A 23116-nucleotide genomic window follows, 5' to 3' on the forward strand; every position below is an offset into this window, starting at 1 on the left:
CCACATGAAACGTCTTGTAGCGTTTTTACGTGCCATACGGAACAAGCGACGCATCCGGACGGATGGTGGTACGACAGACGAACGCTCGACCGTCAAGCGGTGGCTCGATAGTGATTTCCTTCAGTCGGCGCCGTTCTGGGGGCCCCCGCTCATCCTTATGGGTCTGTTCGTCTACGGGGCGATCGGCTGGAACTTCCTTCTTTCGCTGACGGATTACTCCGGATTCGGCGGTCCAGATTATACCAACCTTGGACTCCAAAACTACTCGCGGATGGTTCAGGACCCGGCTATCTGGGAGGCGACCTGGAACACGGTCGTCCTTCTCGTCGTCTTTACGATCGCGTGTTTAGCTCTCGGACTCGTACTGGCGATTTTGCTCGACCGCGAGATTCGCTTCGGTCGGGCGTTCCGAACGATATACCTGCTTCCGTTTGCACTGTCGTTCATCGTCACGGCGCAGTTCTGGCGGTGGATGTACAACGTCAATGACGGAATCGTTAACCAGTTCATCGGATTGTTCGGTCTCGGACCGTACAACTGGCTTGGCGACCCGCGACTGGTGCTTGGGTCCGTCATATTCGCACTGGTATGGCAGTTCAGCGGCTATACAATGGTTATTTATCTTGCTGCGCTCCGGTCGATTCCGACCGAGCAGTACGAAGCCGCGAGAGTCGACGGTGCGGGAACGTTCCGGATGTATTGGCGCGTAATTGTTCCGCAGTTGCGTCCCGCGATAGTCAGTGCAACGGTCGTGTTGGTGCTGTTCGCACTGAAGGCGTTCGACTTCCTGTACGCGGTCTTCGACGGCTATCGGCCTCGACAGGGAGCGGATATCCTTGCGACCAAGATGATGCGCGAGGGATTCAATAACTCCGAGTGGGCCTACAGTTCCGCGATCGGACTGACGCTGTTCATCCTTTCACTGGCCGTGATCGCGCCGTACCTGTACACCCAGTACAAGCGAGGTAACCTATGAGCGAAGAAACACTTTCGGCAGGTCAAAGCACCGATGACGAGCGTGTACTCGATCGAATCTCACTCACTCAGGCAGGTCTGTATACGTCACTGGTCGGACTGGTGCTCTTTTATCTGGTCCCAGTCCAATCCGGATTCGTTACGTCGATCAAGACCTCCGATGCGTTGATCAACACGCAACCGTTCGCGCCGCCAGGTCCCGACGGTGCAACCCTCGAGAGTTGGGAGTTCGCGTTTAACGCCCTTTCACAGGGACTCGTCAATAGTCTCCTGTTCACCGTTCCCGCGACGGTTCTCTGTGCGGTGTTAGGAAGTATGGCCGCGTACGGACTAACGCTCGTTAACTGGCGCGGGCAGGTCGCGGTTTTCGTCCTCTTTATCGCGGGGATCTTCATCCCGTATCAGGCGGTTATCGTTCCGCTCACCCAGTTCTGGTCGCAGTACGCGATGCTTGACCACAGGCTCGGACTGATTCTGTCCTCACACCACGCGACGATTCTCGAGCTCATCATCACCCACACCGCGTACGGGATACCGATCTGTACGTTGCTGTTCCGATCCCAGTACAAAACGATGTCCTGGGAGATGATCGAGGCTGCGAGACTCGACGGTGCGTCGGTCTGGAGAATCTACAGACGCATCGTGTTGCCGCTCTCGATACCGATGTTCGCAGTGGTGTTCATCTTCCAGTTCACCCAGATCTGGAACGAGTTCCTGTTCTCGCTGACGATCATCGGGAGCGTCAATAATTCCGCCGCCTCGGCGACACTGATCCTGTCGGGGCTCGGTGAGGCGCTCGAGGGTGTCGACTACCCGCTTCGAATGGCGGGTGCGCTGATTACGGCAATCCCGACGTTGATCGTCTATCTCCTGTTCGCAGACAAGTTCGCGGAGGGGGTTCGCGTATGATCGGTAGACAGATGGATCTGCCCGCACGGAGGTTCCAATAATGGCTCAAACGAAACTCAACGACGTTACGAAAGTATTCACGGAAGACGACGGGAACGAAATCGTTGCCGTCGACGAGGTATCGATCGATATCGACGACGGCGAGTTCCTCGTTCTCGTCGGCCCGTCCGGTTGCGGGAAGTCGACGACGCTCCGGATGGTCGCCGGGCTCGAGTCGATTAGCTCGGGCGAAATCAGTCTCGATGACCGAGTGATAAACGATATCCCCGCCAAGAACAGGGATATCGCGATGGTGTTCCAGTCGTACGCTCTCTACCCGCATATGACCGTTCGGGAGAATATGTCGTTCGGGCTCGAGGAATCGACGGATATGCCCGACGACGAGATAGACGAGCGCGTCGAAGAGACGGCCGAGATGATGGGTATTGAGGAATTATTGGATCGAAAACCCGGGGAACTCTCGGGTGGGCAACAACAGCGCGTTGCACTCGGTCGAGCGATCGTTCGTGACCCGTCGGTTTTCCTGATGGACGAACCGCTCTCTAACCTGGATGCCAAACTTCGAGCGGAAATGCGAACGGAGCTCCAGCGCCTTCAGGAGGAACTCGATACTACGACGGTTTACGTGACCCACGATCAGACCGAGGCGATGACTATGGGTGACCGCGTTGCAATCCTCAACGACGGAACGCTTCAGCAGGTTGGGACACCACTTGATTGCTACCACCGGCCAGCGAACCTGTTCGTTGCCGGATTCGTCGGAGAACCATCGATGAACTTCATCGATACGGATCTTCACAGTGAAGCCGACAAGACGATCCTGCAAGCCGATCTCTTCGACTATTCGATCTCCGGTGAGATCGCAACGAAGGTTTCGGATTCGTCGAACCCGGTGCTCGGGATTCGTCCCGAGGATATCGGCATCTCCGAGGACCCTCCATCGAATAAACACGATGTTGCGGCGACTATCGACGTCATCGAACCGATGGGTGACGAGAACATCGTTTACCTTCAGTTCGACAGCGAGGACTCGTCAAGGGAAGCGGAATCGATTATCGCGACGATCGGCGGAATGCGTCAGTTCGAGAGCGGACAGACGGTGACCGCACACATTCCTGAAGATGCGATCCACCTCTTCCACGGGGAGACCGGTGAAGCGTTGCACAACCGGCGTCTCGAAACGGCCGAGTCCCAGGCGCCACAGCTCTGAGGGAGACACCCGACGCTATTCGTCTGCCGTTTCGATCGTTTCGCTATCCGTGACTTTTCGTAACGAAAAACCAACATCCGTCGTGTTAGCTGTTCGTCGTCGCTCGCCTGTATCCGGTGGCGATGATACGACTGCCGGCGAGGACGAGATACGCGCCGAACAGCGAGGAGAGTAGTCCGGCGACATCGGCCGATCCAATCGTAATCGAGACGGGCACGAGTCCGACGACGAACAGCGTAAAGCCCGTGACCCATGCGGTGACGTACGGTAGCTCTCTAAGTGCCGGGAACACCCGTTCGCGATCGAACGCAGCGCGCATCGTACTGGCTTTCGTCGCGGCTGCTACCGCGGCCGGAAGCGCGTAGACACTCGCAAGGAAGAGGAACAACATCGCTGTCGAACTCACCATGAACACCGCCGGTATCTCGCCCCCGTCGGATCCCGCTTCGACGAATGAGGACACCGTCGTGAACATGAGCACGAGAGGTATTGCGAGAAAAACGACTGAGATACCCAACGATTTGAAACCGGATCGCAGCGACGCCCCCACCTCGAGCGGCGGTGGTGCCCGGTCGTCGTCGACGAGGACGTGAGACAGGTATCCAACCAGTACGGCGAACGCAATCATCGTCGCGGTGCCGGGAACGAGGGCGGCTACCGACGGGACGAACGCTACGGTGTACCGATAGCCGATCGCGATGGCGACGACGATTCCTGCGACGCCGAGGGCCGGCGTTCCTCTGGTTGGGTATTTAAGCGCATCAACGATCATTTTTCTGCTCGTTCTTGAGCTCCGCTCGTTTTCGGTGGTCGATTCGCTCTTGACGACCGAGTCGTTTCCCATACTCCCGTCTCACGGATTCCCACCGTTCTCCGTGACCTTTGTGTCCATATCGATTCGATACGGACTATTGGAGTAAGTGTGCTGTGATTGCGGGATGGAAGAGGAGTTGCGGAGATTCGACTCGACTCGACGGCTCGAATCCTGTACACGAAGGGGCGTTGTGGTCCACCGTTTTATGCTGATCCGTTGTTACTGGCTCCGCTGAATTTCATATAGCGCTATAGAATATACAATTTTAGATTTTGGCGCGACATATCCTCTCTCGACCATATTCTGCGTATTCGGCCGTTCTGCATACCACTACACTAAAGGACAGTTTAGTGCAGTAGATTTCACCGCCCCGATCCTGTCCCCCGACCGTGGAAACGTGGTGCCCAAAATCGACGCTCGAGAAAAGCACGGTACAGCGCTATCGAACCTTACGGACTGCCAGCGGGCGCCTCAGAAAAGAACTGCGGTGAATTGCTCACCGGTTCGATTTTCACGCGTCGATATACTGGTTTTCCCACTCGCGTCGTGCTTCAATCTCTCGGCGACCACGCCGCGTGGTCGAGTAGAAGTTCGTCCGCTGATCGAGTTCTCCTTTTTCGACTAACCCCTTCTCGACGAGCGTGTCCAGATTCGGATACAATCGTCCGTGATGAATCTCCTTCTCGTAGTACCCCTCGAGTTCGTCTTTGATCGCTAACCCGTGAGGTTCGTCCAGTCCTTCGATTACTAACAGCAGGTCGCGTTGGAATCCAGTGAGGTCGTACATTCATTGAAGTATCTCAACCCAATAATCATAAATTCGTTGTTTTACGATTACGACATGGGTCCGTGACTTCATTTGTTTACTGGGTGAAAGAGACGCTTCGACTGCAGTTTCGGTTTTATAAACAATAAAATAGGAGAGTAATATTCTGAGCAACCTCGCAACGACCGAGTTACTTCGGCCGGAGATAAATCCTTCTAATATGATATATAACTGATTAGTCCGTAGCCAACTCTGTTTCTCTGAGTATCCACACCATCGGTTCCGTTCTACAATTCGCACCACAAGGTTGATGGATTGAATCCGTCCCTGCTTTCCGGAGTGGAACTCCTTCGTTGATAGCAAAACCACTCTTTCGGCATCGTTAAGTACCGATTGGCACATTACTTACATATGATGGTCGAAGCGCGGGATAAGCTAGCCGAAAAAATCGCAGGAGAAATCGCGTTAAGCGAGAACCCCGGTGCGACGCTCCGGAAATGGCGAACGGACTTCGAAATCGCCCAAAACGACCTCGCTGCTGAACTCGACGTCTCCGTCTCGGTGATTTCCGATTACGAAACTGGACGCAGGGAAAATCCCGGAAGCGGAACGATCCGACGCACAGTCAACGCGTTGCTCGATATCGACGAGTACCGAGGCGGGAAACATATCCGTCAACACGCTCGAGCGTTATCAGCCGGTCTGGATAGCGATATTATTCTGGATCTCCACGAGTACCGTGCAAACGTCTCGCTCCAGCAGTGTTACGAAACCATCGAGGCAACGGAATTGGCAGCGGGAAGCCACGATACAGTTGCGGGACACACGGTCGTCGACAGCGTCGAAGCTATTCGACACCTCTCGAGCAGCGAATTCTACAACCTCTACGGACAAAGTACCAACCGTGCGCTGGTGTTTACGAACAACACGTCGGGAAAGGGGGCTCTCATTGCCCTTCGTGTTATCAACCCGACGCCGAATGCCGTCGTCCTTCACGGCGTAAGCGAAGACGAACTGTGGGAGTTCGCACCCGAACTTGCTCGCGGAGAGAACATTTCGCTGGCGGTTACGACGATCGATCTCGATTCGCTCCTCGACCGGCTTCGTGAAGCGTCGTAGGTCGCAGTGACCATCGCTTTCCATGACTCCCATTCGATCGACAACCACCCGATATTCTGCTTTTCTGTCTAACCGGTTTGTGTATCTATAAGATCGTCCCCGAGCAGTTTCGAAGTGTCTAATTGGTAGACTAACCAGTGATATTTTCTGCATTCGAATAATTGATAACTGAAGTCGGCTTCTCAAACAATCTCCATGGGGGTTCTCTTCACTGCCCGTACTAACACCTGTCAATTCCTCTTTTCATATCCACTCCCTCACTATTTATATATGATGAATTTGGCACTTTTGTAGAACGCGTTACACACATATCTGTGTAACGCTCGTTTCGTCGAGATCGTCTTGGCCGTCGCCACTGAGAGGGTTGCTCAAGTCAACAAAAATGATACGGTGGCTTAGATTTCGGTCACGTAGTGATGCGATTCGGGGAGGGGCTGGGCGTCCTCCGGGAGTAAGGCGACGACGAGGCAATCGACGTACTCTTCGAAGTACTCGACGACCGACGCGATTCGATCGGAGTCGATAGCTTCGAGCGAGTCGAGCAACATGAATGGGACCTCCTCGTAAACGTTGTGAACGAGGTAACCGGCGAGTGCGAAGACGAGCCCCGTTACCTCTCGCTCGCTTTCGGAGAGGTGCGAAATCGTGTCTTCGTACGTCGCTCCCTCGTCGGTCGTCCGAACGACGTGAAGGTCGAACGCGGTTTTTGAAACGGTCCGGCGACCGTCCCGAACGCTCGTCTCTCGGCGTTCGATCCAGATTCGATCGATGTTTCCGTACTGGAGCACCGAAAGGATTGACTCCATGTGATCGTTGAACGCATCGATCGCATCCTCCTCGATCCGGTCGACGCGCGTTCGAAGCTCCGTCAGTTCCTCATCGATCTCTGTACGGCGTTTTTCGAGTTCGCCCCGGTCGTCGATCGTCGCCTCGAGTTCCTCGATCCGGTCGGCGACACCGCTTCGATCCGATTCGAGCTCCTCGAGTTCGAGTTCGACGCGGTTGAGTTCACGGTGAGTCTCGAGAACGTCACTGTAGTCGGTGTCTTCGAACGACTCCGCGTCCGCCTCGAGGTCCTCGACGCGCTCGTCTAATTCGCCCAGTTGCGCTTCGAGATCCTCGATTTGGCCCTCGCGCATTTCGATCTCGTCTTCGGTCGACGAGAGTTTCCGTTTGAGTTGGCTTCGTCGCTGAGCGTTTTCTTTGATCTTGGACTTTCGCTCCGAGAGTTCGTCAATCTGGTCTTGCACGTCGTTTCGCTCGGCAAGTGTGTCCTGGTGCAGTGACTGGAGTCGTTCGAGCGTCGATTCGATCCGGTCCCGTTCGACGGTGGATCCGCACGTCCAGCAAACGATTTCGTCCGACTCCTCGACCAACTGGTCGGTTAGTTCCGCCGAATCGTCGTCGGATAACTCCCCGTCGAGATCGATCCCATCGCCCGAGAGCCGGTTCTCGTTGAACTGGATGACGTTTTGTAGCTCGGTTAGTTTCGAATCGAGCGATCGCTTTCGCTCTCGAAGTTCAGAGATACGCCCGTCGAGTCGGTCGGGAGACTCCGTGTTTTCGGCGGTGTGTTCCTCGATGGCTTCCTCGAGTTCGTCTCGTTCACGTTTGAGTTCCTGGAGACTTTCTCGCTCGGTCTCGAGATCGTATTCGACCGATTCGAACTCCTTGCGTGCGCTTCTGAGTTCGGCGAAGGCATCTTCTAACTCCTCTTTTCTCGTCCGGCTTTCGTCGACGTTGATCTCGTGTTCTTCGAGTTCCGTCTCGAGTTCGTCGATTCGGGCACTCACTCGCTCGATTTCCTCTTCGAGCGACACTCGCTCGGATTCGAGTTCGGGAAGCTCGTCTTCGAGTCGCTGGAGTTCGGCGATCTGGTCGTCCAACTCCCGCTTTTCGTCCTCGAGAGACGAAATCTCGGCTTCGATTTCGTCGGTATCGATCGGTCGCATGATGATCTCACGAAGATCATCCCCGCGACCGACGGCTCGTCGGGCCTCGTTGGACTCCAGAAGGAACGCAAAGAGATCTGCGAGTTCAGAGTCCTCGAGGTACGGGTTTCCGTCGAAGGAGACACTGCCGTTCTGCCGATGGAGCGATCGAGTGAATTCGCTATCCTCGAATGTCAACTCGACGCCGCCTTCGTTTGCATCTCCTTTCAGGGATGATTGTTCGCTCCCCAGTGCGGCCATAATCGCCTGGAGAAAGGACGTCCGGTTTGTCGCGTTCCGCCCCGTGAGAACGTTAACACCGGGGTGGAGCGTGACTGAGGTTTCGTCGATCCCACCGATATTTTCCGCAGTAAGATCGATTGTCGATTCGAGTGACTTCGCTGTTGACATTACAGAGAGGTTTGTGTTCCCTGTATAAATAACCACCACCAGCGGAGGATCTTGTTCGTTCGCGATCCCTTTCAGCGCGGGTTGTCACGGTTCGAAGCGCAATTTAGGACGAACAGTCGCAGCCGCCTGAATCGATGAGTTCGCCGACGGTGTAGGTCGTTCCACAGTTTTCACAGACGACTGTTACGGAAACGAGCACGTCATAGTTCTGTTCGGTGAGCAATTCAGCCCGGACTAGCTCTTCTATCGTCGAATCGGTAACGACCTGCGTGCGACTTGCCAGTCGCTGAATCGTTTCTTTCTTCCGTTCCCGCCGCGATTCGTCGTCGTCGTTCTTCGGGAGCTCCGCTTCCCGAACCGTCGTCAAATAGGTGTGAATAGCCTGATGGGTGACGAAGTCGGAGCGAACGTCGTCGATATTTACGCCGGTTCGTTCGAGCGACCGTCGCTTTCGGATCCGCTCTGAGGATGTCGCGTCGTCGTCGGTCAAAATTTCGTACGTGTTTTCGACGTCGCGGCGGGTTGGTGTTCCACCGGCTTCACGAAGGGCTTCCTGGAGGATGGCAATATTAAACTCCGTCGCGAGATCGCGGAGACTCGTCCGGTTCCCACCTTCACCGAGCCATTCGGCTTCGAGTCGGGCACCCCACTCATCGAGATCATAGGTGTCGATCACCCGTTCGACTTTCGTTCGTCGACGACTGTCCGACTCAACTGTCATACGTCTACCATAGCATTCCGGTGATACAAATGTTCCGGATACCGGTTGTTTCCTCAGCGGGACTACCCGATTCTAACTTCACATTCACGCCCTCTCGAGTCGGTTGAGAAACGGGACCGTTTCGACCTCCATGAGCGATCAACCGTTCCAGTTTATGATGTAATCCGGTATTTCTTCAAGTCACGGAACGTCATCGATACCATCTTGATTACACCGATATGTGCGTAATGGGTTCTCCGGCCGTTCGAACTCGATCTGTTGGCACTCGCTCGGTTCCGGCGTCGCTTTTCGTGTGGCGGGAGGCTGAAAGACAGCGTTGAACCGTCCGATCACGACCCGCCATTTTACTATCTACACGCTCGTTGATTGGGTATGGATCTCACGAACGAACAACGACTTATCCGGGATTCCGTCCGGGAGTTCGTCGAATCGGAGGTCACCGACGGCGTTTCGGAGGCAGACGAAACCCAGCGGTTTCCCGAAACCGTCTGGGATGGACTCGCAGAACTCGATCTCACCGGGCTCACCGTTCCCGAGGAGTACGGCGGAATCGATGTGGATCAGCTCACGTATAGCATCGTCAACGAGGAACTCGCAGCGGGACACCTCGCGGTAGCGACGGCCCTTTCCGTTCACTGTTTGGCGACCTCCTGCATTCGAAAATTCGGCTCGGACGCACACAAAAAGCGATGGCTCTCGGAGATGGCCGCCGGCCGTCCCGTCGGCGCGTTCGCGTTATCCGAACCCCACGCCGGCTCGAATCCGGCCGCACTGTCGACTGCGGCCCGTCTCGAGGAAAGCACCAGCGGAGACCGGGATGAGGAGTACGTCATCAACGGAAAGAAACAGTGGATCACGAACGGAGAACGGAGCGGCGTTATTATTCTGTTCGCTAAAACGGACCCTGCCGACCCCGCGACTGTCACCCAGTTTCTCGTTCCCAAGGACGTAGAGGGGTTGGAAGTCGGAAAGAAAGAGGACAAACTCGGGCTCAGAGCGAGCGATACGACGACGCTTCTGTTCGACGACGTTCGGATTCCGGCGGAGAATCGGCTCACCCCCGTCGGAGAGGGGCTCAAAGCGGCCTTCTCGATTCTCACGGGCGGTCGAATCGCCATCGCGAGTCAGGCGGTCGGCGTCGCACGGGCGGCCCTTGCGGACGCGGTCGAGTACGCGAACGAGCGCGAACAGTTCGACGAACCCATCATCGAGCACCAGGCGATCGGACAGAAACTTGCGGATATGCAGACCAACGTGCAGGCCGCCCGATTGCTCACTCGAGACGCCGCGCGCAAGAACGAGGACGGCGTCGATTCGATGGCCGCGAGCATGGCGAAGTACTTCGCGAGCGAGACGGCGGTCGACGTCGCCAACGAGGCGATTCAGGTCCACGGCGGATACGGATACACGAAGGACTTCGACGTCGAACGGTACTACCGTGATGCCAAGATCACGACAATTTACGAGGGCACCTCGGAGATCCAAAAGAAGATAATCGCGAGAAATTTGAAGGACTAATACCTTCTTTGGAACAGTTCTGAAATTCCTCGTGCTTCGAGCGGATCGGTTTGGCAAACTGTAAGCGAACGAGAACAAGAGTTTAGGATATCGACACCATCATTGACGACCATGTACGACTCGGACGACCTCGAGACGGTTCGCAATCACCGCAAGCGCTGGGAGGAGGGTGCCCTCGAGCAGTCACTCGAGGGCGGTGAGCGAAAGGATCGATTCGCGACCGTGTCGAACCACGAGGTCGATCGTCTGTATACGCCCGAGGACGTTGCCGACATGGAGTACGAGTCGGATCTCGGCTTTCCGGGCGAACCGCCCTACACGCGCGGCCCCTATCCGACGATGTACCGCGGTCGGACGTGGACGATGCGACAATTCGCCGGATTCGGGACCGCTGAGGAGACAAACGAGCGGTTTCGATACCTGATCGACCAGGGTCAAACCGGGTTGTCGGTCGCGTTCGATATGCCGACGCTGATGGGAATCGATTCCGACGATCCGATGAGCGAGGGCGAGGTCGGGAAGGAAGGCGTTGCGGTCGACACGCTGGCTGACTTCGAAATTCTCTTCGAAGGGATCGATATCGACGAGATATCCACCTCGTTTACGATCAACCCCTCGGCTGCCGTGATATATGCGATGTACGTCGCGCTCGCCGACCGGCAGGGCGTTCCCCGCTCGGAACTCCGCGGGACCCTCCAGAACGATATGTTCAAGGAGTTTATCGCCCAGAAAGAGTGGGTGATTCCGCCCGAGCCGTCGCTTTCGATCGTCACAGATACGATCGAGTTCGCTGTCGACGAAACGCCGAAGTTCCACCCGGTCTCGATTTCGGGCTATCACATTCGAGAAGCGGGCTCGACGGCGGCCCAGGAGGCGGCGTTCACGCTGGCCGACGGCTTCGCGTACGTCGAGGACTGTCTCGAGCGGGGGTTGGATGTCGATGAGTTCGCGCCCCTCCTTTCGTTTTTCTTCAACTCGCACAACTCGATCTTCGAGGAGGTCGCGAAGTTTCGCGCGTCGCGTCGCCTCTACGCCCGCGTGATGGAGGACTGGTACGACGCCGAGAGGGCGGAATCGAAACGCCTGAAGTTTCACACGCAGACCGCGGGACAGTCGTTGACGGCCCAGCAGCCGCTGAACAATATCGTCCGAGTGACGATTCAGGCGCTCGCGGGCGTTCTGGGCGGAACCCAATCGCTACACACCAACAGCTTCGACGAGGCGCTCGCCTTGCCGAGCGAGGATGCGGTTCGCGTCGCGCTTCGGACACAACAGATTATCGCCGAGGAGTCCGGTGCCGCGGACATCGTCGATCCCATGGGCGGGAGCTTCGCGATCGAAGCGCTAACGAACGAAATGGAGTCAGAAATCATGGCCTATCTCGAGGAGATCAGAGAAATTGGCGACGGATCGGTCCGGGACGGCATTCTTCAGGGGATCGAAGAGGGCTATTTCCACCGCGAGATACAGGAATCGAGCTACGACTACCAACAGCGCGTCGAACGCGGCGAGGAGGTCGTCGTCGGCGTCAACGAGTACACGATTGAGGAGGATACCTCTCCGGAAATCCTCCACGTCGACGAGACGACCCGCGAGAACCAACTCGAGCGACTCGAGCGCGTAAAAGACGAGCGAGACGACGGCGAGGTCGAGGCGGCGCTCGAGGAACTGTCGCGGTGTATAGAGGCAGACGAAAACGTCATGCCGCCGATCGTCGATGCCGTGAAGGTCTACACGACGATGGGCGAGATCATGCAGGTCTTCGAGGAGACGTACGGCTCGTATCAGGAGACCGTGAGTCTCGCCTGAGACAGTCAATCTTCGGGTGCGGTGTGAAATTGCGTTCCGTTCGTCGCCGGTTTCACCAGAACTATTCCGCGCGTACACAACTAGTCTGCGTATGGACGCCGTCAAAGTCACGGAACACGGTGGAATCGAGGGACTCGAGTACGGTACGGTTCCGGATCCGGAACCAGCGCCGGACGAGGTACTGGTCGACATAAAAGCCGGCGCGCTGAATCATCTCGATATCTGGGTGCGCCGCGGGCTTCCCGGGCTCGACCTCGACCTGCCACACGTTTCGGGCAGCGACGCGGCGGGTCTCGTCGAGTCGGTCGGTGAAGACGTCACCCAGTACGAGAGCGGGGATCGAGTCGCCCTCTCCGCGGGGGTCTCCTGTGGCGAGTGTGAGTTCTGTCGCGACGGCGAGGCCTCGCTCTGTGAGACCTTTCACATTATCGGCGAACACGTCACGGGCGTTCACGGTGAATACGCCGCGATTCCGGCGGAAAACCTGATTCGAGTGCCGGATCACGTCGACTGGGAGACGGCGGGGTCGGCGACGCTGGTCTTCCAGACGGCCTGGCGGATGCTGATCGAACGCGCCGAATTGAAGGCGGGCGAGACGGTGCTGGTCCTCGGTGCGAGCGGCGGCGTCGGTCATGCGGCATTACAGATCGCCGACTACGCCGGCGCGAGAATCTACGCGACCGGAAGCAGTGCGGAGAAGTTAGAGTACGCACGCGAACACGGTGCAGATCACGTGTGCAATTACGAGGAGGAGAACTTCGCCGACTGGATTCACGACGAGACCGACGGCCGCGGCGTCGACGTCGTCGTCGAACACGTCGGCGAACCGACCTGGCGTGACTCGATCAAGAGCCTCGCCAAGGGCGGCCGGCTCGTCACTTGTGGCGGCACTGCGGGTGGCGCTCCCGAGACGGACATCAATCGCATTTTCTGGAATCAACTGAACATCCTGGGTTCGACGATGGCGACGCCCGGCGAGGTCGACGACGTAATGGAACTCGTCTGGGACGGAACGTTCGAACCGGCTATCCGAGACGTGTTACCGATGAGCGACGCCGCTCGAGCACACGAAATGCTTCAGGATCGTGAAGGGTTCGGCAAGGTCGTCGTCAAACCGGATAGCGAATTGGACTGAGTCACTCTGGTTCGATCCCGCTTCGGGACCGATATAGCACACCGTTTTGTGGCCGATGACGTCGTTTCCTGATTATATGAGAAATATGATAGTTTTTCGAACAACTCTTGCCAAATATACAACTCATATCCGATATCCCAACGAGTGATACACCAACGAATTATATTCGCCGTGAACGGCCGCCACTCGAACAAGGGATCGGGCACGCTCGCAGTTATTCTACCACCTGCTCAATACGGGGGCTTCAGCTCCGTCGAGACGTACTCGGCGAGTTCCTCTACCGATTCCAGGATATCCCGTTCGTGATCCTCGAGCTGTCGGTACTCCTCGTTCGCTTCGAACTCGTGGAAGCTCGTCTTTGCGACGCGAACGTCTTCGAATAGCGACGGGCAGTCATCGATTCCGATGCCCGTCGCCGGGAGTTCGGCTGACACGTCGGCGACATTGTTAGCATACTCGCCCGTCCCGTCGGACTCGAGGCCAGTAGGAACCGTTCCGAGCACGTCCACCTCGATCGAATCGAGCGTCTCTTCGATCGTTTCGAATTCGCTCTCGAGCGTCTCGACTTGTGCGCCCGCTTCGAACGGAATCAGGACATTTGGGGCGGCGTACACGCCGTTGTAGGTGCACTGATTGATTCCTGTTCCAGAATCGACCAGGATAATATCGTATTGGTAGAATACTTTGGAATCAGAGAGAACTCGGTGGAGCTGTTCCGTTTTCGGGTACTCGTAGCCGATCCGCGGTGCGGACTGTTCCGAGAGGACGGCGTTTTGTTCGAGGATGGAATCGAGTTCCGCGAGATAGTCGTGGGTCGGTACGATGTCGACGCCTGACTCTGCTGGTCGAATGAGTTCGTCGAACGGCTCGGTATCCTCTTCGAGCAAGTGAGAGACGATATTTTCCTCGTATCTGTCTTGTGTCTCGAGGCCGAAGTACTCCGTCAGACCGCCGCCCGGCGGTGTGAAATCGACGACGAGAACCCGATCACCTCGCTCGGCCTGGGCTCGAGCGAGGCTCGCGGTGATGGCAGTGGTTTGAGGCCCCCGTTCGCTGGACCAGACGGAATACGTGTGCATGTACGGGGATAGATGGCCCGGTGCTCAAAAACGCTGTCCAATCGAAATCGGAGTCGCTGACAACTAGTTCCGCCCGAAAGTGTTATGAAATTGGAAATAACAGTCTTAGTAAAGTATGCCCTCCCGAAGAAATATACTTCGTACTACTTTCGGAGCCGTTCCAGTAGGACTTTCCGGCTGTACCGATCGCCTTTCTGTCGGCGAAGATGATACAGGTTTCCCGTCGAAATGGCAAACAGCCCTCCACTCGCCCAGATTCGGTACGAACGCCGACGAAGAGCCGCTCGTCGTCGTTCCCGGCCGAGATACTCGCAATCTCGCCCTGGTCGGTATCGACCCGGAAACTGGAGATCACGAGTGGGAAATCGACGGTACCGGAACTGATTCTCACGAACTCTCCGATTTCACCTCGCTGAATCACGAGGTTTCGCTCCCGCTTGTTACTGATGGGGTTGTCTACACCGTGACCGACCAGCGATATTGTTGTGCACTCGACGCGGTAACTGGCTCTCTCGAGTGGGCGACCAACGATTGGCTGTCACCGACTGAATCTCGAGCGGACAGTCCGTCGATCGTTCCGGTCCCGATGGCGGACCTCATCTGTCTCGTCGTTTCGGTTGTCAGCGACGATGAGGAGGTCGCCTCGAAAGCTGTTGGTCTCGAGCGAACCGCCGGTGACGTACGATTCACGTCCGAATTAGCCCACGCCCACGTGGACCCCCCGGTAGCAACTGCGGGGTCGCTTATCGTTGTCCGTGATGACGGAATCCTCGAGGCGATCGACACTGAAGGCGAGCACCGGTGGAGCGAACCAGTCGAAGCTCTCGTCGGCCTCGAGGCGGGAACCGATACCGTCTACGTCAGTGCAGGCGGCAATACGCTGTCTGCCATCGATTCGGCCGATGGATCGATCCGTTGGGAAGCCGACTTCGGGGAGGTGACGACTGCACCGTCGCTGGTCGGCGACATGGTCATTGTCGGTACCGAAGGACATCTCGAGGCGGTCGACCGACCCGACGGCGAGCGTCTGTGGAGTACCCCGCTCGAAAGCGTGCCGACGAGTGTGTCAGCTGGTGCTGATCGGATCCTCGTCCTCGGCGGCGTCGAACCACTTCAGGGGCCGTCAGTAGCCCATTTCGACGATCCACCAACAGTCTCGCTCTACGAGACAGAGACGGGTACACTAGTGGGCAATGACGAGTACGGGGCGGACGATGCGAGACCGGTCGACATTTCGACGGTCGGCGATCGGTTCTTCCTCTCGGACGGGACGTTTCTCTCGCGTCTCGAGGTCGAATCGCTGTAGCAGTTCGTGTGTCTGTCCTCGTCCCTCGCAATCTCGCGTTACCACGGGATCTCGCCAATACGATCGGATCACAGGTCGATCCGTCACTCCGACAGCGGCGGAATAGATTCTTGTCTCATAGGGTGGTTGTCCCTGTGTACCGGTTTGTCGCCAGAGCGGGGTGGCGAATGGCCGGAAATGACTGACAACCGACCCTATCAGATGGTCACTTCGGAATCAGTGTTCGATTCGATAATCGAAACTCGAGATTCCGACCGCTCGAGGGTCCGCGTTGTTCGACGAAACGACTGATCGAGAATCGCGCCTCCCTCTGAAGCGGTTTATTCCGAACCAGCGTGTATTTCCGCCGGGCCGAACGCTTTAACCCAGGAACCTCGTATTCTCGTATACGAATGGACCGGAGTAGCCAGTCGCCGATGTTGTACGCGCTTTTGGGGGTCGCGTTGCTCGTTACAGTCCTCGTTCACCTCTCGGTGCTTCCGAGATATTACCCCGGTGATCTCTTCATGACCGCGCTCACGCTGGTTGTCGGCTGGCTCACGTTTGTGATCGTCTGGTACCTCACCGGCCGAATCTACTCGACGCCCGGAGAGTTACCGACGATGCGGTCCGCAGATATCGGCTTGGGTCTCTTTCTTGTCTCTCTGCTGATCGCGCTCTTTATGGATTCGATGGGATTCACTCCCGAAACTGTTCTCGAGGCCTTCGTCCTCCCCGCGATCGGTATTTATGTCGGTCTCGCATTGCTCGGCTGGTCGATCGGTCGTCGAACGAAAGCGATCAACCGAATTTCGAGCTGACTCCGCCGTTACTGTTCGGATCCCGAATTGGCGACGAAAACGGGGATGTCACCGAATCGAATGACGTGGTCGGTGACGCTCCCGACCGCCATTCGGTGTACCCCGCCCCGGCCGCGGGTTCCCATGACGATCACGTCGGCATCGACTTCGTCGGCCGCCTCGAGTATCTGTTTTCCCGGCGATCCCGTCCGGACTGCAGTCATCACTTCGATATCGTGCTCCTGTGCTTTCTCAGCGATTTCCTCGACGTACTCCGTGGCTCTTCCGCTCATTGCGTCTTCGGCGCTCGAGGCGTCACCCGGTAATCGAATGTCCCCGAGCGGTCCAGCGTCGGCCACGGAAACGATGTGTACGCGGGCAGAGTGGGTTTGTGCGAGTTCGAGTCCCTTTTGTGCGGCAGCCCTGGCGTATTCGCTGCCGTCAGTCGGGATCAAGATTGTATCGAACATACGCACTCTCGACGCTCCAGATACGTCAACGTAGCCCCGAACGGTCTCCGAGTTGCGTTCTTAGTCCGCTCCTTGCTTACGTCGAGTCGGCAAGCTGATCCGAGGATATCCCACCTCATTCACTCCCGTCTCGAGTTCGCAGCTATCGTTCCACAGTCGTGACTATCATTTCGAATTTACGAGCGATATCCGATATACTCTCCATTCGGGCGTGATTTGTGCAGGTGGCAAACGTACCGTAGGCTGGCCCTATAGTCGACTCGAGAATCACCGACGTCGCTCGTGGCATTGTTCCATCGTTTGCAAGCATTATCCACTTCGGTACCCCAGTTGACACCTCGACTATGGTAGTCGCCTCAGCAATCGTCTTCGTCGTGAGCCTCCTGATCGGTGCAGCCGGAATATACGTCGGTGCTCGCGTTATCGTCGGTGCCGGCGATTACGATCACGCGATCGTCACAGCGCTGATCGGTGCGATAATCTGGAGCGTTGTCGGCTTTCTGGTCGGCTGGATTCCGTTACTGGGGCCATTGTTGGCTCTTCTCGCGTACATCGCGGTCATCAATTTCCGGTATCCGGGTGAGTGGACCGCCGCTGCGATGATCGGTCTTCTCGCCTGGTTGACGGTCCTGATCGTGCTGTATGCGCTTGCCGCGGTCGGTGTCACCGGATTCGATGCCGTCGGCGTTCCTGGATTCTAGCGCCGCCGGTCGCGCTCGCTTCGGACCTGCTGAATCCCGTAGATACGCTTCTATCATACGGACTGCTGTAAGTCATTGCCAGTACAACCGCGACCGCCCTGCGGTTGCAACGGTTGACTCGCTTCGCTCCTCCACCGAGGCTCGTCTCACACGGTTCGACTCACCACCGGTAAATCGTTACAGCAGACCGTATCAGTCATCAGCAGGCGCTTTATCGGGGCGGTAGCTTCGACTGATCGCCTTCCACTTGCCGGTCGAGAACCGGTAGTAGTTGATCACCGCGGGTGTAAGCGCCTCCGCGAAGAAGGTGAGATAGAGCCCGGTAAGTCCCAGTGCGGGTATCGTTCCGCCTGAAATCGTCAGCTCGAGGACCGGAGTCGGACCGATATCCGGGATCGACACGGCCGTCGCGCCGAGATACGCGACGGGGATCGAGAGCCCGAACATCCCGAGCAATTGGCTGTAGAACGGCCATCGCGTGTCGCCGCTTCCGTTGAGCGCTCCCGCGGCCGCCGTGTACACTCCCTTGAAGACGATCGCCCCGCAAGCCGCCCGTATGAGCCCAACTGCCGTCGGTATCGATAGCTCCGCCGGATCGTTGGTAAACGCCAGCGCGATCGGTTCCGCGAAGACGAAGACGATCGCTCCGGCGATCAGATAGACCGCCGTCGAAAAGTAGACGATCTCCCTGCCGTAGCGCTCGGCGGTGTACTCGTCGCCGGTCCCGAGGTTCTGGCCGACGAGACTCGAGGCGGCGAGGCCGAAGCCCCAGCCGGGCGTGTTCATCAGGCCCCAGATCCGGCGGGCGATGACGTAGGCGGCGACGGTATCCTGTCCGAAGATATCGACGATGGCGAGCATCGGAAACTCGGCGATCGTCCAGACGAGCTTCGATCCGAGCACGGGGAGTCCGATCGTCGTCAGGTCCCAGATCGTTTCCCCGTCGAGGTAGCTTCCGACGGGACTGATGCTGACGTCGAACGGCTCGAGGCCCGGAAGCCGTCCCGTGATCAGTCCGACGCCAAACGTGCCGGTCACGACGACGTTCGCGATGACGGTCCCCAGCGCGGCACCGACGACGCCCATCCCGAGGCCGAAGATAAGGACGGCGTTGAGGACGATGTTCGCGACCGCGCCGCCCGCTCGGACGACCATCGGGGTCCACGAGTCGTCCATCCCGACGAACGTGCGACTGCCGATCAGGTTCAGCCCCGCGAAGGGGATTCCCAGCGCAACGACTCGCAGGTACTCGGCTCCGTATTCGATAGCCTCCTCGTTGTTACTGATCAGCGAGATGAGTTCGACGGGGTAGGCCCAGAACACGGCCGCAACCGGTACCGTGACCGCGAGGACGCAGACGACGCTCGAGCGGACCGCCTGCCCCATCTGATCGAAGCGGTCAGCTCCGTACCGCTGTGAGACCAGTGCGATCGTTCCGCCCGCGACGCCGCCGCCGAGGGCGAAGGCAAGCCCCCAGTAGGGGGCAGCGAACCCGACTCCGGCGATGGCACCCGAACCGACGGCGACGCCGACCATCGCGACGTCGACGGCGTTTTTCGACATTCGTGCGAGCCCGGTGACGATTCGGGGCCACGCGAGATCGGTTGTCCGGCGCGCTCGCTCGCGGTCTATCAAACCGAGGCGGGCGAGCGCGAGTCCGATCCAGAGGATGAGTTGTCGGAACGGGTTCGGAATTCGTCGTGCCAACGGAATCGGTACCGGCTAGACGACCCCCCGGAAAAGACGTTCCCGACGCGGCAGGGAAAACCGGTTCCGGTTCGACACCACACCTCACAGTGAATTAATCCCAATCACTGTGCTCAACCGTACTCACTTCTCGAATGACTCGGGCAAAAATTCAATCTGCGTGTCTTCGATCCCGATGGAGATAATACCCGTCCCCTCTGTCATACCGCGATGATTCCCGATTCTTGAACAGCATGATCGCCGGTTTCGTGTGGCGACAGTTTGCGTTCTTCCGCGAGGACGATAGCAGTCTCTTCGTCCATACTCTGCCCTTCGAGAGCCCGAGTAGAGCCAGTCAGCTTCCATACCGTGGGTGTTCCGTTATCAGGGATTTCGCGGAGTTGCTGTTGATTCAAATATCCTGAAAGCAGGAGAATTATCCCCGAAGCGGTCGATGAGAAAAGGCATCGACTTTCTCAACTCGAGCCCGGATTCCCCGACTCTTCGATCCGCCGTTCGTACTTCTCAATCGACTCCTCGAGCGCGGCGGTCGCGTCGACATCGAGCGACGCACAGACCGCGAGCAGCGAAAACATCGCGTCGCCGAGTTCGTCTCTCGGAACCTGGGCCCGTTCGGGTTTCGAACCGTACTCGGTCGACGCGTTGATCGCTCCCGCGATTTCGCCCACTTCCGCGGACAGATCCAGAACGTGATTTTCGGGCGGGCTCTCGAGGTCGTGCTCCTCGAGAAAGGCGTTCACCGTGGTCTGGCAGTTGTCGTCCATCACGTTTTTCGTATAAAGAGGGAGTAAATAACGGTTTGGCAAGCGGCTACGAGCGTCCGGATTCTCATCCGTTCGCTATCAGGCTGGCCCTTATTGTACTCCTCCTCGAAGGACTGGCTATGAACGCCGACGAACGCGTCCTCGTCGCCCTCGACGGCTCCGAGCAGTCCGAACGTGGTCTCGAGTACGCTCTCGAACGGTTTCCCGAAGCCACCATCCTCTGTTTCCACGCGATCGACCCGTTCGATCCGAACCCCGAGGATATCGATGACCAACCGTTGACCGACGAATGGCTCGAGACCGAACAGCGACGCGCATCGGAACTGTTCGACCGGGCACTCGAGGGTCACGACGTTGCAAACCCTATCGAACGGGAAACGTCAGTTGGTTCCCCCGCGGAATCGATCGTCGCGTGTGCGGAGGAATCCGACGCTGATCACGTGGTTATCGGTAGCTACGGCCGCGGCGGAGCGTCACAGCTTCACCTCGGAAGCGTCGCCGAAATCGTTGTTCGCCGTGCCCTGGTTCCGGTGACCGTCATCAGGTAGCCCGAACGCGACCGCCGGTTGGATACGGTTGGAGCTGGCGGGTGATTAGGGTCCCGTCGCACGTCACCGAAATCGGCTCACGCTTTGTGCGAGTTCGAGTCCCTTTTTCTAGGACTGGCGCACGTCACCAAACCGGCTCACGTTCTAGGACTGGTACACATTCCGAGGTCGACCACACCTGAGGCTGGGCAAACAGTGGATGCAGCGGACGGCGGAGGAAGCGGGGAGACTTTTCTTCGTTAGCAACTCAGGCCGTGCGTATCCGGGTCGACGACTGCGCCGGTCTCCTCGACGTGAACCTGCCCCGTCGAGTCGATTCGAATGAAGTAGTTTTTATATGTGAACTCGAGCGTCGGCTGTACTCGGTCCGAGGATACCGAGTCGTAAAGCGAGTCGAGAGCGTCCGTGTCGATTACGTCGTAAATCGGCGGGGAGAGCTCGGTCGATGGCACGCCCTCACGATCTGCGACTTTCTCGACCACTCGGAGGCTCATCAGTTCCTTGCGTGTCATATAATTCGCTGCCACGTTGGGTTATATAAATATCGGTGATCCTTCGATGACGCTCGTCAGCTATGCGTCTGACGTTGTTGTGGGTAAATAGATTTGCATGCTGCAACTCGATCCTATTCTCCAGAATCGATATCGAGGTGTCCGAGCTGTTCCTGGAGACAGGCCCCGAGATCCGGGTTTATTACCACCTCATCGCCGAGCCCCGGCGTCGCGGGCTCCTCGGTGGTGAAGAGTTCGACGGACGCGAGGACGGTGTTGTCAGGATCGAGTCCGAACTCCGCTACGGCGTCGATACGGCGTTCTCCGTCGACACCGCCGACCGGTTCGCTAATCGTCCCAACCTGGCCGTCACCGGGGTCGAAGGTGATGTTCAAAATAACATCCGTATAATCACCGACGACACGGACCCGCTGGCAGTCGAGATACTCGATCGTTTCATCTTTCGGAGGCCCTTTCGGCGGTTTATCTTCACCCAAAACCGAAACCGTTCGCGCCCAAGCTGTGGACTGTTCACCGTCGACCCGTCTCCCGGCGGCGACGACGCCGCCGTCGTGTCCTCGAGAGAGGGAACTGACGACACTCGACTGATCGGCCTGGAAGTCAGTCCGATCGAGCGTTCCGACCCAGCCGTTCCCGTTCCGAGCGCCCCCGGCGACGACGCCCGACGGCGTCAGTTGTGCACAGAACAGCGGCGTGTCTTCCAGCGTTTCGAGCCACTGCTGGGTTCCATCGTCCGTGTACGCCGCCACGAATCCATCACCCGTTCCTTCCGGATCGCGGAGCGCCGAGCGTCCGAATCGATCGACCGCGCCGCTCACGCCAACAACCAGAAAGTCGTAATTTTCCACATCGCTTTGTACGACATCGTAGACGATCGTGGGTTCGTCTTCCTCGAGAGCGAAGCGGTCGTCCCACCGCTCGTTCAGATCGTCGTCGATACCGAGTACCCACCCCCGGGGCGGCGCTTCTGAATCCGGTTCGTACGAGCCGGCGACGACGTAGCCGTCCGGTGCCGGCGCGATAGCGTTGAACACGTCGGACCTGCTCGTGGTCTCGAGGTCGCGCTCTGTCGCCGGATATCTGGTGAACCCTGCGACTGATCCGTCCCCTTCGAGTTCGACGAGCCAGCCTGCGCTCCCGAGCATGATACCCGGCGATTCTGCCCCACAGCAGAGAAAGCCGTCTTCGGTTTCGATGCCATCTCGCAGATAGCTAAACGCGGAGGCGTCCTCCAGTTCGCCGAGTGACTGCTCGCTTTGGACGGCTCCGTCTTCGTCCACATCGTAGATGCGAGTGACGTACACCGCGGCCCCGTCGAAATACGTCCAGCCGACCAGCAGGAATCCGTCGCCGGTTTCGAGTGGAAGCGTTAGCCAATCTTCGGGAATCGGCCCCGTCGGCGGCTCCATCTCTCGAGCCTCCTGTTGGGGGGCCGATCGGTATGTCTCCTCCCACTCCAGTTCTCCGGTTTGGGCGAGTTTGGTCGCCAGTCCCTGCGTTCCGAACTCGTCCGGAACGTCGCTCCCGCCGACCAGCAGGTAGCCGTCGTCGACTCGCAGGGAATTTTCGTACAGACTACTCGGCGCGGTGAGATATTTCCATCCCGATACAGGTGCGTCCGCAGTCTCTTTCGCTGGGTCGCGAGCCATCGCCGATCCGGTTATCGACGAAAGAATTGCTGCGGACGCTGTCGCCGTGAGAAATCGTCGCCGGTTGAACCCTACCATATGACCCCTCTCCGTCAGGCGGCGTATCAATCATTTTTTAGAAACTGATGACCGTCATTTGTAGCAACTACCTACTCGAATTGAGTGTTGAAAATCCGTGTCTGTCCGGGAAAATCGAGTGACAGTCGCTGTGGTATCTCCCTTTCGCTGTCAACGGCTTCCCTAGCGAGAATAGCGGTCCCCTACATGTCAGCTACCGCTCCTC

General features: G+C 57.7%; 21 protein-coding genes. 11 read left to right on the forward strand and 10 right to left on the reverse strand.

The genetic code is table 11. From position 1 onward, the window contains the following. The first annotated feature begins 4 nt into the window (after positions 1-4). From ACYQ14_RS00795 to ACYQ14_RS00805, 3 genes are read left to right on the forward strand one after another with little or no spacing between them, the layout of a single operon-like run. Complete coding sequence (locus tag ACYQ14_RS00795; protein WP_459883838.1) at positions 5-976, forward strand: carbohydrate ABC transporter permease; 972 nt, start codon at positions 5-7, stop codon at positions 974-976. Continuing rightward, positions 973-1884, forward strand: coding sequence for a carbohydrate ABC transporter permease (locus tag ACYQ14_RS00800; protein ID WP_459883840.1), 912 nt, complete (start codon positions 973-975; stop codon positions 1882-1884). Before ACYQ14_RS00795 ends, ACYQ14_RS00800 begins: the two co-directional genes overlap by 4 nt. A gap of 40 nt (positions 1885-1924) precedes the next feature. Continuing rightward, a complete protein-coding gene (locus ACYQ14_RS00805) occupies positions 1925-3094 on the forward strand; it encodes an ABC transporter ATP-binding protein (RefSeq protein WP_459883843.1) in 1170 nt (389 codons plus the stop codon). An 85-nt stretch (positions 3095-3179) separates the two neighbouring features. On the opposite strand, the gene ACYQ14_RS00810 is transcribed toward ACYQ14_RS00805, so the two are convergent. After that, positions 3180-3938, reverse strand: a complete 759-nt coding sequence (locus tag ACYQ14_RS00810; protein WP_459883845.1) for a DUF4013 domain-containing protein — start codon at positions 3936-3938, stop codon at positions 3180-3182. A gap of 481 nt (positions 3939-4419) precedes the next feature. Beyond that, positions 4420-4695 (reverse strand): PadR family transcriptional regulator, encoded by a 276-nt coding sequence (locus ACYQ14_RS00815; RefSeq protein ID WP_283838200.1) that lies wholly within the window; start codon positions 4693-4695, stop codon positions 4420-4422. Positions 4696-5088: 393 nt separating this feature from the next. Here ACYQ14_RS00815 and ACYQ14_RS00820 point away from each other — a divergent pair, with 393 nt between their 5' ends. After that, entirely contained in the window at positions 5089-5793 is a 705-nt protein-coding gene (locus ACYQ14_RS00820; protein WP_459884176.1) for a helix-turn-helix domain-containing protein, read from the forward strand. 395 nt (positions 5794-6188) lie between these two features. On the opposite strand, the gene ACYQ14_RS00825 is transcribed toward ACYQ14_RS00820, so the two are convergent. Together ACYQ14_RS00825 and rdfA are read right to left on the reverse strand one after the other, a co-directional pair. Then, positions 6189-8135, reverse strand: coding sequence for an archaea-specific SMC-related protein (locus ACYQ14_RS00825; RefSeq protein ID WP_459883848.1), 1947 nt, complete (start codon positions 8133-8135; stop codon positions 6189-6191). A gap of 103 nt (positions 8136-8238) precedes the next feature. Next, positions 8239-8856, reverse strand: a complete 618-nt coding sequence (gene rdfA, locus ACYQ14_RS00830) for a rod-determining factor RdfA (protein WP_283838204.1) — start codon at positions 8854-8856, stop codon at positions 8239-8241. A gap of 372 nt (positions 8857-9228) precedes the next feature. On the opposite strand from rdfA, the gene ACYQ14_RS00835 reads away from it, so the two are divergent. The 3 genes from ACYQ14_RS00835 (at position 9229) to ACYQ14_RS00845 (ending at position 13318) form a co-directional block, all read left to right on the forward strand. Further along, on the forward strand, positions 9229-10374 hold the full coding sequence (locus tag ACYQ14_RS00835) for an acyl-CoA dehydrogenase family protein (protein WP_459883851.1): 1146 nt from the start codon (positions 9229-9231) through the stop codon (positions 10372-10374). Between the two features lie 111 nt (positions 10375-10485). Then, positions 10486-12183 carry an acyl-CoA mutase large subunit family protein gene (locus ACYQ14_RS00840; RefSeq protein ID WP_459883853.1) on the forward strand — a complete coding sequence of 566 codons (1698 nt, stop codon included), beginning with the start codon at positions 10486-10488 and terminating at the stop codon, positions 12181-12183. A 91-nt stretch (positions 12184-12274) separates the two neighbouring features. Next, positions 12275-13318, forward strand: coding sequence for a zinc-binding dehydrogenase (locus tag ACYQ14_RS00845; RefSeq protein WP_459883855.1), 1044 nt, complete (start codon positions 12275-12277; stop codon positions 13316-13318). A gap of 230 nt (positions 13319-13548) precedes the next feature. Here ACYQ14_RS00845 and ACYQ14_RS00850 read toward each other — a convergent pair whose 3' ends face one another. Further along, a complete protein-coding gene (locus ACYQ14_RS00850; protein WP_459883858.1) occupies positions 13549-14397 on the reverse strand; it encodes a ParA family protein in 849 nt (282 codons plus the stop codon). 115 nt (positions 14398-14512) lie between these two features. Here ACYQ14_RS00850 and ACYQ14_RS00855 point away from each other — a divergent pair, with 115 nt between their 5' ends. Together ACYQ14_RS00855 and ACYQ14_RS00860 are read left to right on the forward strand one after the other, a co-directional pair. Further along, the gene (locus tag ACYQ14_RS00855; protein ID WP_459883860.1) at positions 14513-15703 is read left to right on the forward strand and encodes an outer membrane protein assembly factor BamB family protein; all 1191 of its coding nucleotides are present in this window, start codon (positions 14513-14515) and stop codon (positions 15701-15703) included. Positions 15704-16095: 392 nt separating this feature from the next. Further along, complete coding sequence (locus ACYQ14_RS00860) at positions 16096-16503, forward strand: hypothetical protein (RefSeq protein WP_459883862.1); 408 nt, start codon at positions 16096-16098, stop codon at positions 16501-16503. Positions 16504-16511: 8 nt separating this feature from the next. Here ACYQ14_RS00860 and ACYQ14_RS00865 read toward each other — a convergent pair whose 3' ends face one another. Next, positions 16512-16952, reverse strand: a complete 441-nt coding sequence (locus ACYQ14_RS00865; RefSeq protein WP_459883864.1) for a universal stress protein — start codon at positions 16950-16952, stop codon at positions 16512-16514. 344 nt (positions 16953-17296) lie between these two features. Here ACYQ14_RS00865 and ACYQ14_RS00870 point away from each other — a divergent pair, with 344 nt between their 5' ends. Further along, positions 17297-17653 carry a hypothetical protein gene (locus ACYQ14_RS00870; RefSeq protein ID WP_459883866.1) on the forward strand — a complete coding sequence of 119 codons (357 nt, stop codon included), beginning with the start codon at positions 17297-17299 and terminating at the stop codon, positions 17651-17653. A gap of 192 nt (positions 17654-17845) precedes the next feature. Here the strand turns inward: ACYQ14_RS00870 and ACYQ14_RS00875 are convergent, their stop codons facing one another. Beyond that, the gene (locus tag ACYQ14_RS00875; RefSeq protein WP_459883868.1) at positions 17846-19360 is read right to left on the reverse strand and encodes an MATE family efflux transporter; all 1515 of its coding nucleotides are present in this window, start codon (positions 19358-19360) and stop codon (positions 17846-17848) included. Positions 19361-19815: 455 nt separating this feature from the next. Next, positions 19816-20124, reverse strand: a complete 309-nt coding sequence (locus ACYQ14_RS00880) for a MazG nucleotide pyrophosphohydrolase domain-containing protein (RefSeq protein WP_283838216.1) — start codon at positions 20122-20124, stop codon at positions 19816-19818. 119 nt (positions 20125-20243) lie between these two features. Here ACYQ14_RS00880 and ACYQ14_RS00885 point away from each other — a divergent pair, with 119 nt between their 5' ends. Next, positions 20244-20672: a universal stress protein gene (locus ACYQ14_RS00885; protein WP_459883870.1), complete on the forward strand. Its 429-nt coding sequence runs from the start codon at positions 20244-20246 to the stop codon at positions 20670-20672. A gap of 239 nt (positions 20673-20911) precedes the next feature. On the opposite strand, the gene ACYQ14_RS00890 is transcribed toward ACYQ14_RS00885, so the two are convergent. Both ACYQ14_RS00890 and ACYQ14_RS00895 read right to left on the reverse strand, forming a co-directional pair. Next, the gene (locus ACYQ14_RS00890) at positions 20912-21184 is read right to left on the reverse strand and encodes a HalOD1 output domain-containing protein (RefSeq protein WP_459883872.1); all 273 of its coding nucleotides are present in this window, start codon (positions 21182-21184) and stop codon (positions 20912-20914) included. 113 nt (positions 21185-21297) lie between these two features. Further along, on the reverse strand, positions 21298-22911 hold the full coding sequence (locus tag ACYQ14_RS00895; RefSeq protein ID WP_459883874.1) for a hypothetical protein: 1614 nt from the start codon (positions 22909-22911) through the stop codon (positions 21298-21300). Between the last annotated feature and the right edge of the window lie 205 nt (positions 22912-23116).

This window comes from Halostagnicola bangensis, assembly GCF_054653435.1.